Annotated in this window: 18 protein-coding genes; 10 read left to right on the top strand and 8 right to left on the bottom strand. The window is 59.0% G+C overall.

What is annotated here, in order from left to right; all coding sequences use genetic code 11:
* Positions 1-156: 156 nt before the first annotated feature.
* Entirely contained in the window at positions 157-1,104 is a 948-nt protein-coding gene (locus tag JZX88_RS09100; protein WP_206913327.1) for an HD-GYP domain-containing protein, read from the top strand.
* On the opposite strand, the gene JZX88_RS09095 is transcribed toward JZX88_RS09100, so the two are convergent.
* On the bottom strand, positions 1,101-1,610 hold the full coding sequence (locus JZX88_RS09095; protein WP_065113923.1) for a GNAT family N-acetyltransferase: 510 nt from the start codon (positions 1,608-1,610) through the stop codon (positions 1,101-1,103). The two genes, JZX88_RS09100 and JZX88_RS09095, sit on opposite strands and share 4 nt — an antisense overlap.
* Complete coding sequence (locus JZX88_RS09090; RefSeq protein WP_142857182.1) at positions 1,610-3,799, bottom strand: anthranilate synthase; 2,190 nt, start codon at positions 3,797-3,799, stop codon at positions 1,610-1,612. The genes JZX88_RS09095 and JZX88_RS09090 overlap by 1 nt, the downstream gene beginning before the upstream one ends.
* Before the next feature lie 281 nt (positions 3,800-4,080).
* Between JZX88_RS09090 and JZX88_RS09085 the strand changes: the two genes are divergently transcribed.
* The gene (locus tag JZX88_RS09085; protein ID WP_206913326.1) at positions 4,081-4,989 is read left to right on the top strand and encodes an extensin family protein; all 909 of its coding nucleotides are present in this window, start codon (positions 4,081-4,083) and stop codon (positions 4,987-4,989) included.
* Between the two features lie 55 nt (positions 4,990-5,044).
* On the opposite strand, the gene JZX88_RS09080 is transcribed toward JZX88_RS09085, so the two are convergent.
* Positions 5,045-7,291, bottom strand: coding sequence for a TonB-dependent hemoglobin/transferrin/lactoferrin family receptor (locus JZX88_RS09080; protein WP_206913325.1), 2,247 nt, complete (start codon positions 7,289-7,291; stop codon positions 5,045-5,047).
* Positions 7,292-7,645: 354 nt separating this feature from the next.
* On the opposite strand from JZX88_RS09080, the gene JZX88_RS09075 reads away from it, so the two are divergent.
* Both JZX88_RS09075 and JZX88_RS09070 read left to right on the top strand, forming a co-directional pair.
* A complete protein-coding gene (locus JZX88_RS09075) occupies positions 7,646-8,167 on the top strand; it encodes a TIGR00645 family protein (protein WP_065113919.1) in 522 nt (173 codons plus the stop codon).
* Between the two features lie 99 nt (positions 8,168-8,266).
* Positions 8,267-8,983 carry a LuxR family transcriptional regulator gene (locus JZX88_RS09070; RefSeq protein ID WP_110756123.1) on the top strand — a complete coding sequence of 239 codons (717 nt, stop codon included), beginning with the start codon at positions 8,267-8,269 and terminating at the stop codon, positions 8,981-8,983.
* A 27-nt stretch (positions 8,984-9,010) separates the two neighbouring features.
* Here the strand turns inward: JZX88_RS09070 and JZX88_RS09065 are convergent, their stop codons facing one another.
* The 3 genes from JZX88_RS09065 to JZX88_RS09055 form a co-directional block, all read right to left on the bottom strand.
* A complete protein-coding gene (locus tag JZX88_RS09065; RefSeq protein WP_206913324.1) occupies positions 9,011-10,159 on the bottom strand; it encodes a DUF2333 family protein in 1,149 nt (382 codons plus the stop codon).
* Between the two features lie 241 nt (positions 10,160-10,400).
* Positions 10,401-10,853, bottom strand: coding sequence for a pseudoazurin (locus tag JZX88_RS09060; protein ID WP_065113916.1), 453 nt, complete (start codon positions 10,851-10,853; stop codon positions 10,401-10,403).
* 113 nt (positions 10,854-10,966) lie between these two features.
* Positions 10,967-11,548, bottom strand: a complete 582-nt coding sequence (locus tag JZX88_RS09055; RefSeq protein ID WP_065113915.1) for a thymidine kinase — start codon at positions 11,546-11,548, stop codon at positions 10,967-10,969.
* A 382-nt stretch (positions 11,549-11,930) separates the two neighbouring features.
* On the opposite strand from JZX88_RS09055, the gene JZX88_RS09050 reads away from it, so the two are divergent.
* A complete protein-coding gene (locus tag JZX88_RS09050; RefSeq protein WP_371741108.1) occupies positions 11,931-12,833 on the top strand; it encodes a choline ABC transporter substrate-binding protein in 903 nt (300 codons plus the stop codon).
* Between the two features lie 109 nt (positions 12,834-12,942).
* Here the strand turns inward: JZX88_RS09050 and JZX88_RS09045 are convergent, their stop codons facing one another.
* A complete protein-coding gene (locus tag JZX88_RS09045) occupies positions 12,943-13,101 on the bottom strand; it encodes a hypothetical protein (RefSeq protein ID WP_206913322.1) in 159 nt (52 codons plus the stop codon).
* A 22-nt stretch (positions 13,102-13,123) separates the two neighbouring features.
* On the opposite strand from JZX88_RS09045, the gene choW reads away from it, so the two are divergent.
* The 3 genes from choW to JZX88_RS09030 all read left to right on the top strand — a co-directional run bounded on the left by choW (position 13,124) and on the right by JZX88_RS09030 (position 15,881).
* Complete coding sequence (gene choW, locus JZX88_RS09040; RefSeq protein ID WP_065116031.1) at positions 13,124-13,975, top strand: choline ABC transporter permease subunit; 852 nt, start codon at positions 13,124-13,126, stop codon at positions 13,973-13,975.
* The gene (gene choV / locus JZX88_RS09035) at positions 13,972-15,018 is read left to right on the top strand and encodes a choline ABC transporter ATP-binding protein (RefSeq protein ID WP_065113913.1); all 1,047 of its coding nucleotides are present in this window, start codon (positions 13,972-13,974) and stop codon (positions 15,016-15,018) included. Before choW ends, choV begins: the two co-directional genes overlap by 4 nt.
* Before the next feature lie 542 nt (positions 15,019-15,560).
* Positions 15,561-15,881 (top strand): helix-turn-helix transcriptional regulator, encoded by a 321-nt coding sequence (locus tag JZX88_RS09030; RefSeq protein ID WP_045019117.1) that lies wholly within the window; start codon positions 15,561-15,563, stop codon positions 15,879-15,881.
* 153 nt (positions 15,882-16,034) lie between these two features.
* Here JZX88_RS09030 and JZX88_RS09025 read toward each other — a convergent pair whose 3' ends face one another.
* A complete protein-coding gene (locus tag JZX88_RS09025; RefSeq protein ID WP_206913320.1) occupies positions 16,035-17,210 on the bottom strand; it encodes a DUF3095 domain-containing protein in 1,176 nt (391 codons plus the stop codon).
* 285 nt (positions 17,211-17,495) lie between these two features.
* Between JZX88_RS09025 and JZX88_RS09020 the strand changes: the two genes are divergently transcribed.
* Positions 17,496-18,602 carry a branched-chain amino acid ABC transporter substrate-binding protein gene (locus JZX88_RS09020; RefSeq protein WP_065113911.1) on the top strand — a complete coding sequence of 369 codons (1,107 nt, stop codon included), beginning with the start codon at positions 17,496-17,498 and terminating at the stop codon, positions 18,600-18,602.
* A gap of 68 nt (positions 18,603-18,670) precedes the next feature.
* Positions 18,671-19,072: a glyoxalase superfamily protein gene (locus tag JZX88_RS09015; protein WP_206913319.1), complete on the top strand. Its 402-nt coding sequence runs from the start codon at positions 18,671-18,673 to the stop codon at positions 19,070-19,072.
* Positions 19,073-19,157 lie beyond the last annotated feature (85 nt).

Here is a 19,157-nt window from a genome sequence, read left to right as displayed (position 1 = left end):
TAAAAAATTTTCATATTCGTGCTATCTTATGTTCTGTGTTGCAGAGTTGAATAGTTCGGCGGGCTTATCTTTATCCGTCTGAGGGCTGGTTTTACGTTGGCCTTTACCAATAGCGGGTCACGTTACCATTCCCGGGAAGGAAAATAAAAGCGTCTGATGCTCAAGCGAATTTCCACCCGACAATTGACTGTTGGCATGTTTATCGAGGCGGTCGAGGGAACGCTGTCGAACCGGCACATCATGCAGCGGCATCGTTTTCTCCTGCGGCATGAGGATGTGGTGCGGCAGCTGAAGTCAAGCGGCGCGGAAAGCATCGTCATCAATACCGCCAGGGGAAATGATGTTGAAGGCGGGCCGGGTGCCGGCACCGCCGCACCGGTGAAACCGGACAGTTCTTCCGAAACCATGGCGGCCGTCAGCCATGCCGTGCGCTCGGCCGCCGATGCGGTGGCCGAGACTTTTGCGGCTGTCGAAGCGGGGGGTGTCGTATCGCTGAAAGGCATGGCGGCGGAAACAGGCAAGATTTCCGAAGCGGTGCAATCGAACCCGGCGATTTTCATCGGCGTCACACGCCTGAAGTCGAAGGACGAAACAACCTTCGTCCACTCGGTTTCCGTCAGCGGTTTGATGATGCATTTCGGCAGCTATCTCGGGCTGGATAAGGCAACGGTCGATCTGCTGGGGATCAGTGGCCTGCTGCATGATATCGGCAAGGTGGAAATTCCCTCTTCTATCCTCAACAAGGCGGATGGGCTGAGCCCGAATGAGCGGGAGATCATCAATCTCCACCCCGCCTTCGGGCGCGATATCCTGTCGCGCAACGAGCAGATGCCGGAGATGGTTCTGGATGTCTGCTTCAATCATCACGAGCGGATGGATGGCGGCGGTTATCCGAGCGGGCGGTCTGGCGCCGAGATCAGCCTTTACGCCCGCATCGCGGCGATCTGCGATGTCTATGATGCCGTCACCTCGGTCCGGCCCTACAAGAAGCCGTGGACGGCGAATGATGCGTTGACCTGGATGCTGCGCCGGGAAGGCCATTTCGACGTGCAGCTTCTGAAGAAGTTCGCGCTCTGCATCTCCGCCTCGCTGCCGAGGGCTTAATTGCCGAAGATGACCGCCATCTGCAGGCTGTCGGTGTAATGCCCGTCGATCAGAACGGCGTCGCGTGCCCGGCCTTCATGCACGAAGCCGATCTTTTCATAAAGCGCAATGGCTCTGGCATTGTCCCCATGCACGCTTAATTCAATACGATGCAGCCCGCATTGACGGGCGGCATCGAGCGTCCGCCGCATCAGCCGCGCACCCAGCCCCTTGTCACGATAGGCTGGCAGGATGCCCATGCCGAGCGTGCCGCAATGGGCGCGGGTTTCTCTGCTCACGCGGCGAATATCGCACCAGCCAATAACTTCATCGTCCACAATCGCCACGAATTGCGGATGGCCGTTTTCGATCATGTCATGCACGAAGGCGCGCACCGCTTCGAGCGGCGGCGCCTCCAGAAAGCTCAGATATTTTCGCTCGCGCGACACCGCATCGAGAGCACGATGAAAGCTTTCAACGTGCTCCGCCCGGATCGGTTCGATGCTGATAGCGTCGGCAGCAGCCATCACGCGGCTTTCGTCTTTGCCTTGCGGGTCAGATGCACCACCACGTTTTCGATCATCCGCATGCCGGCGTCCTGGCCGAGCGTCATGATCGATTCCGGGTGGAACTGAACGGCGGCCACCGGTTCCTTGGCGTGTTCGATACCCATGATCGTACCGTCCTCGCTTTCCGCGGTGATGATGAAATCACGCGGCAGGGTGGTGGGATCGGCGAAGATCGAATGGTAACGGCCAACGGTCACTTCCTTGCCGAGACCGGAGAAGACAAGACCGGGCTCCAGCACGCGGATGCGCGAGGGCTTGCCGTGCATCGGCACCGCAAGCTGGCGCAACTCGCCGCCATAGGCTTCCGCCAGGGCTTGAAGGCCAAGGCAGACACCGAAGATCGGCAGGTCACGGGCGCGGGCGGCCTTGATCGTTGCCTTGCAGTCGAAATCCGTCGGGCTGCCGGGGCCGGGAGACAGAACGACCAGATCGGGCTGGAAGCGATCGAACACATCCGCGGCGACCGGCGATCTGACGGTGGAGACGGTCGCGCCCGTCTGGCGGAAGTAATTCGCCAGCGTGTGCACGAAGCTGTCTTCGTGGTCGACGAGGAGGATCTTGACGCCGGTGCCGACCTTGGCGGCATCGCGTTTGGTGGCGGCAGAGTTGGTGCCCTTGGCATCACGAATGGCCGATATCATGGCGGAAGCCTTCAGTTCGGTTTCTGCTTCTTCTTCCTGCGGGTTGGAATCGTTGAGCAGCGTCGCACCGGCGCGCACTTCGGCAATGCCGTCCTTGATGCGGATGGTGCGCAGCGTCAGCCCGGTGTTCATGTCGCCATTAAAGCCGACCATGCCGATCGCGCCGCCATACCAGGCGCGCGGGCTCTTTTCATGGCCTTCGATGAAGCGCATCGCCCAGAGTTTCGGTGCGCCGGTGACGGTGACGGCCCAGGCGTGGCTAAGGAAGCCGTCAAAGGCATCCATGTCGTCGCGCAGGCGGCCTTCGATGTGGTCAACCGTGTGGATGAGGCGCGAATACATCTCGATCTGACGGCGGCCGATGACCTTCACCGAACCCGGTTCACAGACGCGGCTTTTGTCGTTGCGGTCCACATCCGAACACATGGTCAGTTCGGATTCGTCCTTTTTCGAATTGAGCAGTTTCAGTATCTGCTCGCTATCGGCAATCGGATCGTCGCCGCGCTTGATGGTGCCTGAAATCGGGCAGGTCTCGATGCGGCGGCCGGAGACGCGCACGAACATTTCCGGCGAGGCGCCGACCAGATATTCCTGATGGCCGAGATTGATGAAGAAGGAATAGGGCGACGGGTTGATCGCCTTCAGGCGGCGCGAGATCGCCGACGGATTGCTTTCGCAACGCTCCATGAACTTCTGGCCGGGAACGACCTCGAACAGGTCGCCACGACGGAAGCTTTCCTTGGCCTTCACGACAAGTTCGGAATATTCGCCGGGACGGTGATCGCCCTTGGGCGGGATCGTATCGGTGGTCTTGAAGGGCTCGGGCGTAATGTCGGAGGACTTGCCATCCGTCGTGACGCCGGCCTTTTCGAAATCGTAGCGGTCGATCCAGGCCTTGGCGGAATAGTGGTCAACGACGAGGATTTCATCGGGCAGGAACAGCACCATGTCGCGCTGGTCTTCCGGCCGCGAAAGCGACAGCTTGATCGCATCGAACTGGAAGGCGAGATCGTAACCGAAGGCGCCGAACAGGCCGATGGCCGAATCCGCATTGGAATAAAAGAGATCAACGACGGCGCGCAGCGCGGTGAAGACGGTCGGGATTTTCGAACGTTCTTCTTCGGTGAAGACGCGATCCGGCTCGTTGACGGTGAGATCGAGACGGCGCGTGGTGGAAGCGCCAAGCGTGAGATCGGGCGTCGCCTTCAGCTTTTCGGCGATGAAGCCGAGCAGTACTTCGCCACGGCCATTATAGGCCTCGATCCACATCTTGCGGCCAAAACAGGAAATGCCGAGCGGTGGGTCGATGATGGCCGTATCCCAGCGGGTGTAACGGCCGGGATATTCATAGTTGGACGAAAAAACCGCGCCGCGATGGGAATCGAGCTTTTCGATGTAATTATCGATGGCGCTGGCATAATCGGCGGGCCGGCGCTTTCGGCTGACCTTGATGCCGCCTTTCGTCTCGTAGGTTTCCGCTCCGTCATCCTGAATGATCGTTACCATTTCTTTCGTACTTCCTGTTGTTCAGGCCCGATGACAGGCGGCAAAATAACAAAAAAGCCGCCTGAAAATTCGGGCGGCTTGGACTTTGTCTGAAGACATGACTGGTCAAGGCCGCGTAAAGCTGCTCCACCACCAGTTAGCAATGTTCATAGACACGATATTCATGGGAAAATTGTTAGCGTGCACGATCCGCCTTGGCAAGCGGATTCAGAGACGGAATGAACCTTACCGGCCGCCGGCGCGTTCCTGTCCTGCCGAAACGGTCAGGAGTACCCCGTACAATGCTTCATCGCCTGTGTCTTCTGGTAGCCAGCCTCGCATTGATTGCCGCCTCTGAACCGCCGCCCCAGGTGCCCGTGCCACAGCCCAAACCGGGCGAGGCGCAATCCTCCACCCCTTCGGAAAAGCCGCCGGAGGAAAAGCTGCAAAATCCGGCTGAAGCGCCGAAACCGGCGCCAAAGCCTCAGGTGCCGGAAGCATCGAAACCGGATGGCGAAAAGACAGCCGCTGACAAGGAGCCCGGTGATCCGAAAAAGGAAGGCGAGGGCAAGGGCAGCGAGGGACAGCAGAAACCGGCTGACGGGGTGAAAAAAGCGGAGGAGAAGCCGCGCGAACCGGTAAAGCCGGAAGACCCCGCAGAACTTGAGGCCTGCCTCGGTGCGCTGAAGGAGATCGGTGCGGAATTCAAAAAGCTTGAGCCGATCCGGGACGAGGAGCAGGGCTGTGGCATCGAAGCGCCGATTGAGCTTTCCGTGGTGCTGCCCGGCATCAAGCTCGAACCATCAGGCACCATGCGCTGCGAAACCGCGCTTGCCCTTTCCCGCTGGACCAAGGAGATGATGTTGCCGGCGGCGGCCCTTGCACTGCCGGAAAAGAAGGTGACGGCCATCGCCAATGCCTCGACCTATATCTGCCGCAACCGCAACAGTGCGGAAAACGGCAAGATTTCCGAACATGCCAAGGGCAATGCCGTGGATATTTCCACCATCGCCTTTGACAAGGGCGAGCCGCTGGTGATGAAGCCGCGCGGTGAGGACGGGACGCCGGAAGGCGCCTTCCAGCGCACGATTACAGCCGCCGCGTGCCTGTTCTTCCGCACGGTTCTCTCGCCCGGCAGCGATGCCACCCATCAGGATCACCTGCATCTCGACGTGCTGGAAAGAAAGGGCGGCTATCTCTATTGCCGCTGACAAAAAAGGGGCGACCCGAAGGCCGCCCCGACTGGAGATGGTGGTCCTGCCCGTTTTAGAATTTCTGGGTCAGGGAGATTTTGAAGGTGCGTCCGGCTTCGGAATAGAAGTCGACCGGCTGGTTGACGGTGCTGACAGCGTTGGGGTTGATGTCGCGGACGCCGACGGCGTTCCAGTATTTTCTGTCGAACAGGTTGTAGATGCCGGCCTGGATGCGCAGTCCCTTGGTCTGTTCCGGCTCCCACCAGCCACTCAGGTTGAAGATGCCGTAACCGGGGGCGTCAAAGGTGCTGGCCGTCTTGTCGTCACGCATGCCGGACGAGAAAATGCCGGTGAATTCCGTGCCCCAGGTTTCCTGCGCATAGCCGAGACCGACGACGGACTTGAACGGCGCCACCGTGCGGATGAACTCGTTGGTGTCGGTGTCCTTGCCATAGGCGTAAGCGAGAGACGCATGGGCGAAGAAGCCGTTTGCAAGATCCTTGCGAACCTTGGCTTCCACGCCGGAAATTTCGACATTGGCGCGGTTGCGATAGGTGAAGAGCGATCCGTTACCCCTGCCGCCGAAACCGGGGAAGAGGGTGGTCGAGGTCGTATATTGCTCGATGAAGTTCTTGTACTTGTTATGGAACAGGGTCAGGCTTCCGGCCAGATCGCCCGACGCATAGTTCGCGCCGATTTCGAAACCATTGCTGGTTTCGGGATTGAGGTCGGAGTTGCCGATAACGGCGTAACCGGAACTGACGTTCGAGAAGTTCAGGTACAATTCATTGATCGTCGGCGCGCGATAGGCCATCGACCATTGTGCGAAGAGCTGAAGTTCCGGCGTCACGTCATAGGTGGCAAGCAGTTTCGGCGAGAAGCGCGAGCCGCTGTTGCCGCTCGGCAGGCCGAAGGTATTGTAGCCGCTATTGCTTGATACCGAACCATCCGGATCGTAATCGTAGGAATCGAAGCGCAGGCCGGGGGTCAGGCGGAAGCCGTTGCCGAATGCGATTTCGTCATCAAGATAGAGCCCGAGGCTCTTGCCGCTCACGTCAGGCATGTCGGATTGCGACGAAGACGTCACTCCGGCCGTGTTGGCGTAAAGCTCCTGGCTGAAATCGGTCGTCATGGCGTTGCCGCCGAAACGGACCGTGTGCTGCACGCCGCCAAGCTCGAAGCCGGATTCGAGGCCGCCGACGATGCCGAATGCGCTGTTGCGCATGCTGTCTTCGCGGATGTAGAGCGAATTGTTGGTCAGGCGGTCGCCGGCACCGGATTCCTTGGAAAGACGCGTCCAGTAAAGCGAAAGATTGGCGGCATCGATGAAGCCGTCGGTCGAAGGGGCGTCGTATTCGTAATCGAGAGATACGCGATCGCGCTCGGTATCCTCATAACCGCGGTAATCGCCGATCCGATAGCTCGATCCCGTGCCCGTTATGCTGACGCCCTGCAGGGTTCGCATGTCGCTGCGGTTTCTCAGTGAATAACGCTCGGCTGTAAGACCGATGCGGTGGCCGCCTTCCAGATCCTGGCGGATCTTGAACATCAGGTTGCTTTCATAGGTGTCGGCGGGATTGGGCTTGGTGCGGCTCATTCCGTAGACATCGGCAGTGCCTTTGTTGTCCGTCTCGTTGCCGCGCTTGTAGGAACCCTGGAACAGGACCGAGGTGTTCTCGATCTTCTTGGCGACGGCGAGCGATCCGCCGACGCTTCTGTCTTCGCTGTCATAGGTGGTTTTGGCGACGCCGCCCCAATCCCTGCCTTCGCCGATCAGGTCTTCCGGCTCGAGCGTGCGCAACACCAGCGCGCCGCCAAGAGCGCCGGAGCCGATGCGGCTGGAATCGGCACCGCGCACCACGTCCACAGTCGAAAGCGAAGAGAAATCGAAGCTCGAATTCGTATTGCTCAAAGTGGTGGTGGCCTGACCCTGACGGGCGAAGTTTTCGAAGAAGGGGACGGGGATATTATCGATCAGCGTCACGACACGGGCGCCACCGAGACCACGGATGAACAATCCACCCGGCTTGCCGGGCTTGGCGTCCACGTAGTCGACGCCCGGCTCGGTCGAGTTTCCGAGGTCCCTGATGCTGCCGATGTCTTTCTTCCTGATCTCTTCCGCCGTTGTCTGGCTTGCCAGCGGCGTGTCGGCGGCGGCGTTGGCGCTTTGTACGCGCTTGCCCTTGACCACGATCTTTTCAAGCGTGGTGGTGCCGTTCGCCTGCGAGGTGGCTTCCTGTGCCAGCACGGGGCCGGCAACGGGCAGAAGAGACATGGCAGTGCACAGAAGCAGCGCGGATTGCGTGCGCGAGATGGACATTAAATACCCCCGGAAGGCGCGCGGACAAGCCACGGCGCGCGAAAACGCGCCGCACTCAGCGCGGCTGGAAATGTTCTGATTTGTTACGGGCGAGCCGATAGGTGAGGACTAGAAAACATGATGATAACTGTCAACATATTATATATGACTTTTTACATCATGTTTTAAAGCATAACCGTATGTTGCAGAAATGTTACGGGCCGGCTTTGTCCTACCCCCGCGCGGAATGAAACGAAAAACGCCACGGTCCTGCCAAAGTCCCGACATTGCCGCTTGCTAGGATATTCGCAGCCAGTTTACATGGCGAAACAAAGCATGCCCCAACAATAGACAGTTTATTAATCGGATACGGAAATGAAGTCTCTTGAACTGCTCGTAGAGCGGATCATTCTCTCCAGCCGCTGGCTGCTCGTCGTCTTTTATCTCGGGCTTGTTGCGGCGCTGGCGGTTTATGCCTTTTCCTTCGCGCTGAAATTCCTCAAAGTTGCGAAGAATGTTTTCATCTACGATGAAGCGGACATGATCCTTGCCATGCTTGGCCTGATCGATGCGGCGCTGGTGGCCAGCCTGATCGTCATGGTGATGATTTCCGGCTACGAGAATTTCGTCAGCCGTTTCGATGATGCGGATGCCGAAGTTTCATTTCTGGGCAAGCTCGATGCCGGCAGCCTGAAGATCAAGGTCGCGTCGTCGATCGTGGCGATTTCGTCGATCCACCTGCTGCAGATATTCCTCAATGCCAACCAGTATTCTGACAGCAAGCTGATGTGGTTCACCCTCATCCATCTGGCTTTTGTCGTTTCGGCGGTCATGCTCGGTTTCCTTGAGAAACTGATGGCGAAGCCGAAAGACAAGTCCGAAAAACCGGCGCTTTAGGCCAGGGGTCCGTCGGTTATGAAGGTCGCAACCCCGTTTGGCCGTGGCATGTGTTCCTCCCTCCGGCTCGTCGCAGCCCGATATGGCGGCGGTGTGTGAATGGTGAAAACGGAGCGCCAGGCCAGACTGTGCCGGGACCTGTCGGCCGCTACCGACAAATCCCAGTGGCTAGAGGCGCTGCGGGAGGTGACACATGCGTTCGGTTACGCCTATGTGACGCTGCTGCGGTTGCCAGGCGGATCCAACGCTTATGCTTTGCCGACGGTTCTTGAAAGCAGCCTGCCGGTCTGGGTCGTGAATGCGATGACCAAGGACGGTGCGCTTGGGGACTGTCCTGTCATAAAGCGCGGCGCCTCATCGATGATGCCGCAATATTGGTCGCTGGAGGACCCGGATCTTGCCTGTGAGCCGCTCATGGAGGCGGTGGCCTCGGTGGGCAGCATGGGCATCGCCTCCGGCCTCATGGTGCCGGTGACCGGCATGTATGGAAACCGGCATCTGATAAATTTCGCAGGCGATCGCGAGCCCCTGTCGCAGGCGTCGCTGAACGAACTGGGCATGATCGCCCTGCACGCCCTGGAGGTCTATGACCGCCTTTGCCGCGTCGGCTCGAAGGGACCGTCACCCCTGACCAAGCGGGAACTCGACGTGGTGCGCTGGACGGCGCAGGGGAAGACCTCCGTGGAGATCGCCGAGCTTCTCTCCATCTCGGAGCACACCGTCAATACTTACATGAACAATGCCATGCGCAAGCTCGACTGCGTCAACCGCACGCAACTGGTGGCCAAGACCATACGCCTGCGGCTGATAGACTGAGCCGGCCGCAAGGGGCCGGCTTCATTGTCAGCGATCGAGAACGGAGCGAAGTTCGACAAGGTTCGAGCGCACCCGCAGAACGTAAAATCCCATGGTGGCGAGATGCGAGGGCATGATCCAGCCGCTTTCCTCGCCGTTGGAAATGATCGCCGGCTGGATACGAAGGGCGGCGCGGGTCTGTACCAGTGTGTCGTTCCACAGGTTGGTCAGATTGCGTTCGCGGATGACCTGCGCGAAGTCCGATCCGGCGGCGGACAGCACGCCGTAATAACCGTAGAGCTGGCCATAGGCGAACCAGAAACGGTCGTCGGCGCGGGTGTCGAACCAGCCGCCATTATAATTCTCCGAACGCTCGCGCAGAATTGCAGAGGTGGAGCCGATATCGCCGGCAATACGGTCGATGAACTGGATGAGGTTGTCGGCACGGGTATCGAAGACGGCCTTGCAGGCGGTCAGTTCGCCGTTGAAGGCCTGGAAGCTGCGGATGGCGGCGCGGTAGTAGCTGGGTGTCGGCGTCTTCGGGCCGAAGGGATCAAGGCCGAAATACCAGGAATATTCGCTGAACTGCATGTTGCCGCGCGCTTCCTGCAGATTGTTGTTGATACCCGATGTTCCGCGCACGCGGCCGAGCGTGTCGACCAGCTCCACCGAGGTGCGGCGCACCGCCTGGTTCACACCGCGCTGGAATGAAGCCTTGTTGTCCAGGAACGGCGTGCTGTCCCAGTCGATGCCGAAGAGGCCGAGACGATAGAGCAGCATGGAGGAAATCCACGCGTTCTGGTTGACGTTGAAATCGGTGAGATCGGCGGCGGCATCGACGATGGCCGAGCGCTGGCACACGGGTGCGGACGTATTGGCGGCAGCGCCGGTCGCCGCAGCCGGGGTGGCGGCCGGTAATTCCTGTCCGGGCGGCACGGTGCGTTCGGCCAGCTTGTAACGGGCGATATAGTCCGGGTCGAAATTGCTCCAGACCTGCGTCTGCCAGACGAAATATCCGTAAAAGCCGGCAAGCAGGATGAGAACCAGAGCGATCGGTCCCTTGATGATCCAGTTGCGGTCGCGATACCAGCCATGGGCGGCCATGAAGGGCCACAAAAGCCAGGCGACGACCATGCCGGCGGCCTTGCCGATGGCGCTGAAGGCTGCCTGAATCAATGCGGTGATCCGGTCGATCATGTCGTCATAGTCTCCTCTGCCCGTGGGGCTGGACGCCGGAAGAAAAATCCGTGGCTCAATCCGCGCCCTTTCGGTGCTTCGGAAAAACCACGGTCATTTACTGTCTTCCAGATATGTCCCGGTCAACCGGGATACAACATGATTGCGAAACTTTTCTCAACCTGCGGTCCGCGTCGGCTATTCCGGCATGCTCAGACTGCTTAACCGGATATTGCCGCCGCGGAGCCGTGGGGATATGCGGTTACAGGCCGAGTTTGGTGATCTCGGCATTCAGCCGGTCACGGGCTTTCTTCGGCAGCTTGCCGTTCTTGACAGCATCCAGATTGGCCGGCGGTGCGTCGCCAACGACAATGAGAGCGACCATGCCCATGCCAAGATGCGGTGTGCATTTGACGACATAGGCGCCTTCCTTGTCGACCGTCACCTTCACCGTCTCGTTCATCTTGCCTTTGAAGTCGGCGACGCCTTCGGGGATCATTTCCTTGACGGCTGCCGCATCATGGCCCTTGTCGACCGGAACGAAGGTGATGACGTCACCGACGGCGGCCTTGACGGTTGCCGGTTCGAAGACCATCGCCTGGCCGTCGCTGCCCTTGTTGAGCATCTTCACTTCGATTTCAGCCGAGAGGGCGGGAAAGGCGAAAAGGCCCGCGATGATGGCGAGGCTGGCGAATTTGGCAGTTTTGTTCTGCATAATTTTGCTCCTGAGAGAAAGCACATCCACGCGAATGTGTCGCCCTCGTCTTAGCGCAGGAGCAGGCAAGCCATCTTTGCGAAAAATCAAATGCGGCAACCGGACGCAGACACTCAGCCGCCCTTGACGGTCTCCACCCAATGGCGGCGGCAGAAGGAAACGTATTTTTCATTGCCGCCGACCTCGATCTGCGCGCCTTCCGTCACGACCTTTCCTTCATTGTCGAAACGGGCCACCATCGTCGCCTTGCGGCCGCAATGGCAGATGGTGCGGATTTCGCGAAGCTCGTCGGCGATGGCGAGCAGTTCCTTCGAGGCGGGGAATAGCTTGCCCTGAAAATCCGTGCGCAGGCCATAGGTCATGACCGGAATATTCAGCCTGTCGGCAATGTCGGCCAGCTGCCAGACATGGTGTTCGGAGAGAAAATTGGCTTCGTCGATGAAAACGCAGGCGACCGGTGCTTCGGCATTAAGGGCCGATACCTCGGCGAAGAGGTCGGTATTTTCATCGAAGGTCAGGGCGTCGGAGGACAGGCCGATGCGCGAGGCGACGCGACCGACGCCCGCCCGGTTGTCGAAGGCGGCCGTGAAGATCAGCGTGCGCATGCCGCGTTCCTGATAATTATAGGACGCCTGCAGCAGCATGGTCGATTTGCCGGCATTCATCGTCGAATAATTGAAATAGAGTTTTGCCATTATCCACTCCCGGAGCACCCTCGCGTCCTTCGGACGTTTCACAATGCTCCAACCTATCGAATCGGCACATCGCGCCTCATGGAACAGATTCCTGTTTATGAGCCGATGCTGCAGTAAGCGTCTTTTGACGGCGAAGAAGCGGATTGAAAAGTGTGGCGATGGGAAAAACACAGATTTCCGCAATCCGCCAATTTCCTCATCAACCGGCGAAACACGGCCATTTTCACGATTTTGTCGCAAACGGTGCGCCAAAGCACGCAAATGCACGCGAGTTGATTGTGCCCGGCAGATATTGATAATGGCAAGGGAACGAAAAAACAGGGAGCAAGCGATGTTTGCAAATAGAAGTCGCTGTCTGGCCTTGGCCGCAGCAATCTCCTCCATGACGTTCAGCGCGGCCGGCGCGGCCGAGCCGGCAAGTTGCGGTACGGTGCGTTTTTCCGATGTGGGCTGGACCGACATCACCGCCACGACGGCGACCGCCACCGTGCTTCTGAAAAGCCTGGGTTATGAAACCGACGTCAAGCTTCTCTCCGTACCCGTTACCTATACATCCTTGAAAAACAAGGACATCGACGTCTTCCTCGGCAACTGGATGCCGACCATGGAAGGCGATATCGCCCCTTATCGCGAAGACAAATCCGTCGAGACGCTGCGGGAAAACCTGACCGGCGCGAAATACACGCTGGCGACCAACGCCAAGGGCGCGGAACTCGGCATCAAGGATTTCAAGGACATCGCCGCCCATAGCGCCGATCTCGGCGGCAAGATCTATGGCATCGAGCCCGGCAATGACGGCAACCGACTGATTCTCGACATGGTCGCCAAGGACAGTTTCGGACTGAAATCGTTCGAGGTGGTGGAGTCGTCCGAGCAGGGCATGCTGTCGCAGGTCGCACGCGCGGAAAAATCCGGCGAGCCGATCGTCTTCCTCGGCTGGGAGCCGCATCCGATGAATGCGAATTTCAAGCTGACCTATCTGACCGGCGGCGACGAGGTCTTCGGCCCTAATCTCGGCGGCGCGACGATCCATACCAATGTCCGCAAGGGTTACGTCGAGGAGTGCCCGAATGTCGGCGCCTTCCTCAAGAACCTGCAATTTTCCCTGCCCATGGAAAACGAGATCATGGGCAAGATCCTGAATGACGGCCTTGAGGGCGAGGCGGCTGCAACCGCCTGGCTGAAGGCCAATCCGGCGGCGATCGAACCCTGGCTTGCCAACGTCAAGACCAAGGACGGCAGCGCGGACGCCTTGCCCGCCGTCAAGAAGGCATTGGGCCTCTAAGCCGCAAGACGTGCATGGCTGCGCCCGGTTCTCCCGCGAGAAGCCGGACGCAGCGGGAAATGACAATCTCCATGCATGACCTTGCTCCGCTGATTTTCCCGGCATGAGGTCATGCGTCAGCACCGCGTCCGGCAGTTTTGCTGCCGGCCATTGTTTCTGCATTGGCGTGTTGCCGGTCGAACGGCATCACCGTCAATGCTTCAAATCTTTTTGCCTGCGCAATTCCGGACGCAAGATCGCTCCGCTTTTTTGCTGGAATTGCTCTCATTCACGAAAGGTCTTTTCTTACCGTGGAATGGCTCAGCGCTCCTGAAAACCGCCTGCCTGTCGGCCGATATGCCAAGGAGGCCATCGACTGGCTGACCGGCAATCTCGCTTTTTTCTTCGATTGGCTTTCCTTCATTTTCCAAAGCGTCATCAACGCCCTGCTGTTTGTCCTGCAGGCGCCGCACCCGCTCATCATCGTCGCGATCGTGACGGCGCTGTCGGCCTGGACGCGCCGCTCCGTGGGCATGCCGGTGTTCACGGCGCTCGGCCTGCTGCTCATCATCAATCTCGGTTACTGGAAAGCGACGACGGAAACGCTTGCGCTGGTCATCGCCGCCAGCGCCGTGTGCATGATCATCGGCATACCGCTCGGCATATTGGCGGCGCGGCGCAAGTGGATCTATGCCGGCATGCGTCCCGTGCTGGACCTGATGCAGACGATCCCCACCTTCGTTTACCTCATTCCGGCGTTGGTGCTTTTCGGCCTCGGCATGGTTCCGGGGCTCATCGCCACCGTCATCTTCGCCATTCCGGCTCCCGTGCGGCTTACCCGCCTCGGCATCGTTTCGACGCCGCCGGCGCTGGTGGAGGCGGCGGTCGCCTTCGGTGCCACGCCGTCGCAGGTTCTGCGCAAGGTGGAGCTTCCCTTCGCTGCGCCGCAGATCATGGCGGGACTGACCCAGACGATCATGCTGTCGCTGTCGATGGTGGTCATCTCCGCCCTCGTGGGGGCGAATGGTCTGGGTGTGCCGGTGGTGCGTGCGCTCAACACCGTCAATATCGCCATGGGCTTCGAGGCCGGCCTGTGCATCGTCATACTGGCGATCGTTCTCGACCGGCTTTTCCGCCTTCCCGGCACGGAGGATGACCTATGAGCGACGCCATCATCTTCGGAAATGTCGATATCGTCTTCGGCGACCGGCCGGACGCGGCGCTGCCCATGATCGACGGGGGCAGCACCCGCGACGAGATCAATGTCGAGACCGGGCTGGTGCTCGGTGTCGCCAACGCTTCGCTGTCCGTCAAGGAAGGCGAGATTCTCGTGCTCATGGGGCTTTCCGGCTCCGGCAAATCGACGCTGCTGCGGGCGGTCAACGGGCTTGCGCCCGTGGTGCGCGGCAATGTCGGCGTGAAGACCAGTTCGGGTTATGTCGATCCCTATCGCTGCCCGGCGAAAACGCTGCGCGACCTGCGCATGCATACGGTTTCCATGGTGTTCCAGCAATTCGGCCTTCTGCCGTGGCGCAATGTGGCCGACAATGTCGGTTTCGGGCTTGAGCTTTCCGGCGTGCCTGAGGCCGAGCGCAAGCGGATGGTGGCCGAGCAGCTGGAGCTGGTGAACCTTTCCGCCTGGGCCGACCGCAAGGTGGGCGAACTTTCCGGCGGCATGCAGCAGCGTGTGGGGCTGGCCCGGGCCTTTGCCACGGGAGCGCCTATTCTCTTGATGGACGAGCCGTTTTCGGCGCTTGATCCTCTCATCAGAAGCCGTCTGCAGGACGAGCTGCTGGAATTCCAGAGCCGGCTGAAGAAGACCATTCTCTTCGTCAGTCACGATCTGGACGAAGCCTTCCGCATCGGCAACCGCATCGCCATGATGGAGGGCGGGCGGATCATCCAGTGCGGCACGCCACAGCAGATCGTCAAGCAGCCGGCCACGCAATATGTCGCCGATTTCGTGCAGAACATGAACCCGATCTCGATGCTGACTGCGGCAGATGTGATGAAACCGGGTGTCGACGAGCGAAACGGACGGCTGGCGGTGGCCGCCACGGCCCGTCCGTCATCGCCGCTGATCGATATTCTCGATACGCTTGCGAAACACTCCGGGGCGATCGGCGTCGTCGACAATGGCGCCATCATAGGCACGATTTCCGCAGACGAGATCGTGACAGGGCTGACCCGGCACCGCAAAAAATAGTATTAATCCTGCCTGAAAAGCACAAAGGGCCTTCCGGACTGGAGGGCCCTTTGTGCTTTTCGGAGAGGCCAGCGGCGCAAGTTATACCTTCCTATGGTGGCAAAGAATATTTTTGATATCAGAAGTTATGCATGAAAATAATTACTAATAAAAATCATATTGCAAATTTTGAGAAAATTGCGCAAAGTTAATCTAGATTCTGTGGCGCGTTGCTAAATTTAAGGTGGTATAAGATTATAGCCTCAAATTCGGGCATTGCCTGTCAGGATTTATACGCTCAAATTTTCATCGATTATTGCTTATAAATACTGCTGCTAATACATGAATTTATTGCGAAATTGACAAAAATCATGCAAAAGGATGATAATTTAGTCGCAATATTTTAAGTAAATAACCGGAGAAGAATAGTCTTTGAAAGGGACACGATATAAGCAAGATTTAGGTATATACAACGTATTCGCTGAATTATAAAAGCACCTTTTGGAACACCTATTATAGCCACCATGACGGTCTTTCCGACTGTCATCAGGAGACTTGAGCGTATGGATAACCAATCTCTGTCGGAACATAGCATCGCCGCTGCAGACTTGCTCTCAGCGATGGCGAATCCCAAGCGCCTGATGATCTTATGTACGCTGGTGGATACGGAAGTGCCGGTCGGTGTTCTCGCCTCACAGGTTGGTCTCAGCCAGTCCGCTCTTTCGCAGCATCTTTCGAAATTGCGTGCGCAGCGGCTGGTCAAGACACGACGGGATGCGCAGACCATCTATTATTCCAGCAACTCCGAATCCGTTAAAAAAATCCTCGCCTCCCTCGAGGAAATTTATTGTCAGGTGCAGAAGAGCAGCAAGACAGCGGCCTGAGCGCGCAGCCATTTTCCAGGGCCTTCACGGCAGCCTGTCCCATTGAAACCGGCGCACGACGCCGGTTTTTCGTTTTAGTCATCGCGTCCGGTGTGGGCCTTCGGCCTGACGGACCGTTGGCCGAGGCGACTGCGTTTCCCGATTCAGCGGATTTCAGGGTAATGGCGCAGCCTGCATCTGTTGCTTGAGGCGGCTGGCCGCGGCCGCATATCCGCCGTCGGCGCCATCCACGAAATGCATGTGGTCCCTTGAAAGCGGGGAGGGCACGATACAGGTCATCAGGGCGGCGTCCTGTTCGTGCAGGCCGAAATAACAGGTTCCGGACAGGCGGCCCTGTTCCAGCCGGGCGCGGATTTCTTCAAGCCGTTCCGCATCGATGTCCACCGTCATCTTCAGGCCATCGTCGAATTTCCGGAAATCGGTGTTGCTGGCCACCGAACGCCGGTAACGTGTGGCGTTGAACCGGCCGAGCGACAGTCCCGTCAGGTCGAGAAGATTGACCAGCAGGCTTTCGCCGAGGATGCGCAATGAGCGGCGCTTCTGTCCCCATCCATCCCGATATGCCGCGCCAGCCCTGGCTTCGAGGCCAAGGCCTTCCTTCACGAAGCCGAGTTTCGGCCCGTCCTCCGGAACGGGGTGGCCATCTCTTGCATCCTGTGCGGCCAGGTCGACGAGATCGACGACGAGCTGGCGGAAGGCCGGCATATCCCGCGCCGGTCCCGGCACGGCGATGATCGAGACGACCTTGCCGTGGCTCGCCGGTATGGGATTCCAGCGGCATGAAAGACCGGTGAGATCGGGGCGCTCACCTGTCCCGGCCGCCGGCAGGCTATATTGCCCTTGCTTCATCCTTGCTTCGGCCCAGCTGTTGCCGCCGCCCGAAAACATCGCATAGGAAACGTCTTCACTCGCCTGGAAGCGTGCGACGCGGACATCGAAGCCGTTGGCGCGGATGTCCTCTATGGGAACAAGGGCAACCCGCATCGCAAGGTCGAGATCGTCCTTCACCCAGCGCTGGACATTCGAAAGCGTGCGGCCAGCAAGAGGCAATCCATCGGCGGGCACCGCGACGGCGGCACCATCGCCGCCGAACACGAAGGGCAGGTCGTGGCGGCCGAGACTGTTCGAAATGCCTGAAATGACTGCCGCACCCGCCATGTTCACGGCCTTGTATCGGCCGGCGCCGATTGCCGCCGTCGAATCGACGATATCGGCGATGGCCAGCCCCCATCCCGAGGGCAGGGCGCGGTAAAGCGCCGGGTCTGCCACGTCTTCAAAATGTCGGAAGACGGGAAGGCCCGTCAGAAATGCGTCATCGGCTGCGATCATGCCGGCATTATCCTCCCGCGGCGGCCAAACGCCAAGGCTTTACGACGCGCGGATTATGGGTTCTGATGGCGCAATCATGACGGGCGGGGCGATTGATTTACAGGTAATAGACCTTATCCAACAAAGGTGACTTGCATAAGTCATCAAACCTTCCGTATGAGTTGAGACTGAAGGCTCGGAATTCAAACATGGAACGAGTTTTCGCCGGGAGGCGTCCGATAGTTTCATTCGGTCGACGCCCATGGCGCTCACCGGGTCCGCGACCCCTTTTAAGGAGACACCAGGATGAAACTGAAGACATTGACCAGCGTGACGCTCGCAGCGTCCTTCGCATTCGCACCCCTTGCCCATGCCGAAATCGTCATCGGCCTGATTGCACCGCTCACCGGCCCTGTTGCCGCCTATGGCGACCAGGTCAAGAACGGCGCCCAAACGGCAGTCAATGAAATCAACAAAAAGGGCGGCATCCTCGGCGAACAGGTCGTGCTGAAGCTGGCCGACGATGGCGGCGAGCCCAAGCAGGGCGTTTCCGCGGCCAACCAGCTCGTTGCCGAAGGCATTCATTTCGTCGTCGGTCCGGTGACGTCTGGCGTCGCCATTCCGGCTTCGGATGTCTTTGCCGAAAACGGCGTGCTGATGATCACCCCGACGGCAACTGCTCCGGGCCTGACCAACCGTGGCCTTTCCAACGTCTTCCGCACCTGCGGTCGTGACGACCAGCAGGCCGAGGTTGCGGCGAAATACGTTCTCGCCAACCTCAAGGACAAGAAGATCGCCATCATTCACGACAAGGGCGCTTACGGTAAAGGTCTTGCGGATGCCTTCAAGGCAACGCTGAATGCCGGTGGCGTGACCGAAGTTCTCTATGATGCCCTGACACCCGGCGAAAAGGATCTCGGCGCGCTGACAGCCCGCCTGAAATCCGACAATGCCGATATCGTCTATTTCGGCGGTTACCATCCGGAAGCCGGTCTTCTGGTGCGCCAGCTGAAGGACATCGGCTCCAAGGCTGCCGTCATCGGCGGTGACGGCCTGTCGAACAGCGAGTTCTGGAACATCGGTTCGCAGGCTGGCGAAGGCACCATCTTCACCAACGCCTCCGACGCGCTGAAGAACGACGACTCCAAGGCCGCAGCCGAAGCGCTGAAGGCCGCCAACATTCCGGCGGAAGCCTTCACCCTCAACGCCTATGCCGCCGTCGAAGTACTGAAGGCCGGCATCGAGAAGGCCGGAAGCGCTAAGGACTCCGAAGCGGTCGCCACGGCTCTGAAGAGCGGCGATGCTTTCGCCACGGCAATCGGCAAGGTCACCTATGGCGAGAATGGCGACCTGACGTCGCAGACCTTCTCGCTCTTCAAGTGGCAGGACGGCAAGATCGTCGCCGCCGAATAAGTTGACGATACCGGCCGCACCTGTTGCGGCCGGTATTTTTTCATGGCCTTAAAAAGCGGGAAGTGGGCATGCGCGACGCCGAAAAGCACAGCCTTTCAGACATCGGTTTCGAGCGGACCTTCCCGATCGTCAGGATTTTCGACGAGGCCAAGGCCCGGGAATTCTATGTCGATTTTCTCGGTTTCGAGATCGACTGGGAACATCGCTTCGGAGACAATTTCCCGCTCTACATGCAGGTTTCGCGTGCCGGAATGGGGCTGCACCTCAGCGGTCATCACGGCGATGCGACGCCGGGCTCCAACATCTTCGTCACCATGCGCGGCGTTCACGCCTATCAGCAGGAACTGGCGGCGCATGACTATCGCTTCATGAAGCCGGGCGTCGAAGAATTGCCCTGGGGCGATGTGATGGAAGTCACCGATCCCTTCGGCAACCGCATCCGTTTCTGCGAACAGAAAAGCGGGGATTGAGGTCGTTGATGCGACCTTGAGGCTCTTGACCTTGCCTGCGGTTTGAACGATAGAAAACCCCAATAGCGAACCGCGCGCACGGAGA

It is taken from the genome of Agrobacterium sp. OT33 (assembly GCF_017313365.1).
GTDB classification, from domain to species: domain Bacteria; phylum Pseudomonadota; class Alphaproteobacteria; order Rhizobiales; family Rhizobiaceae; genus Agrobacterium; species Agrobacterium rhizogenes_A.
This window is presented reverse-complemented; position numbering and strand designations above follow the sequence as displayed.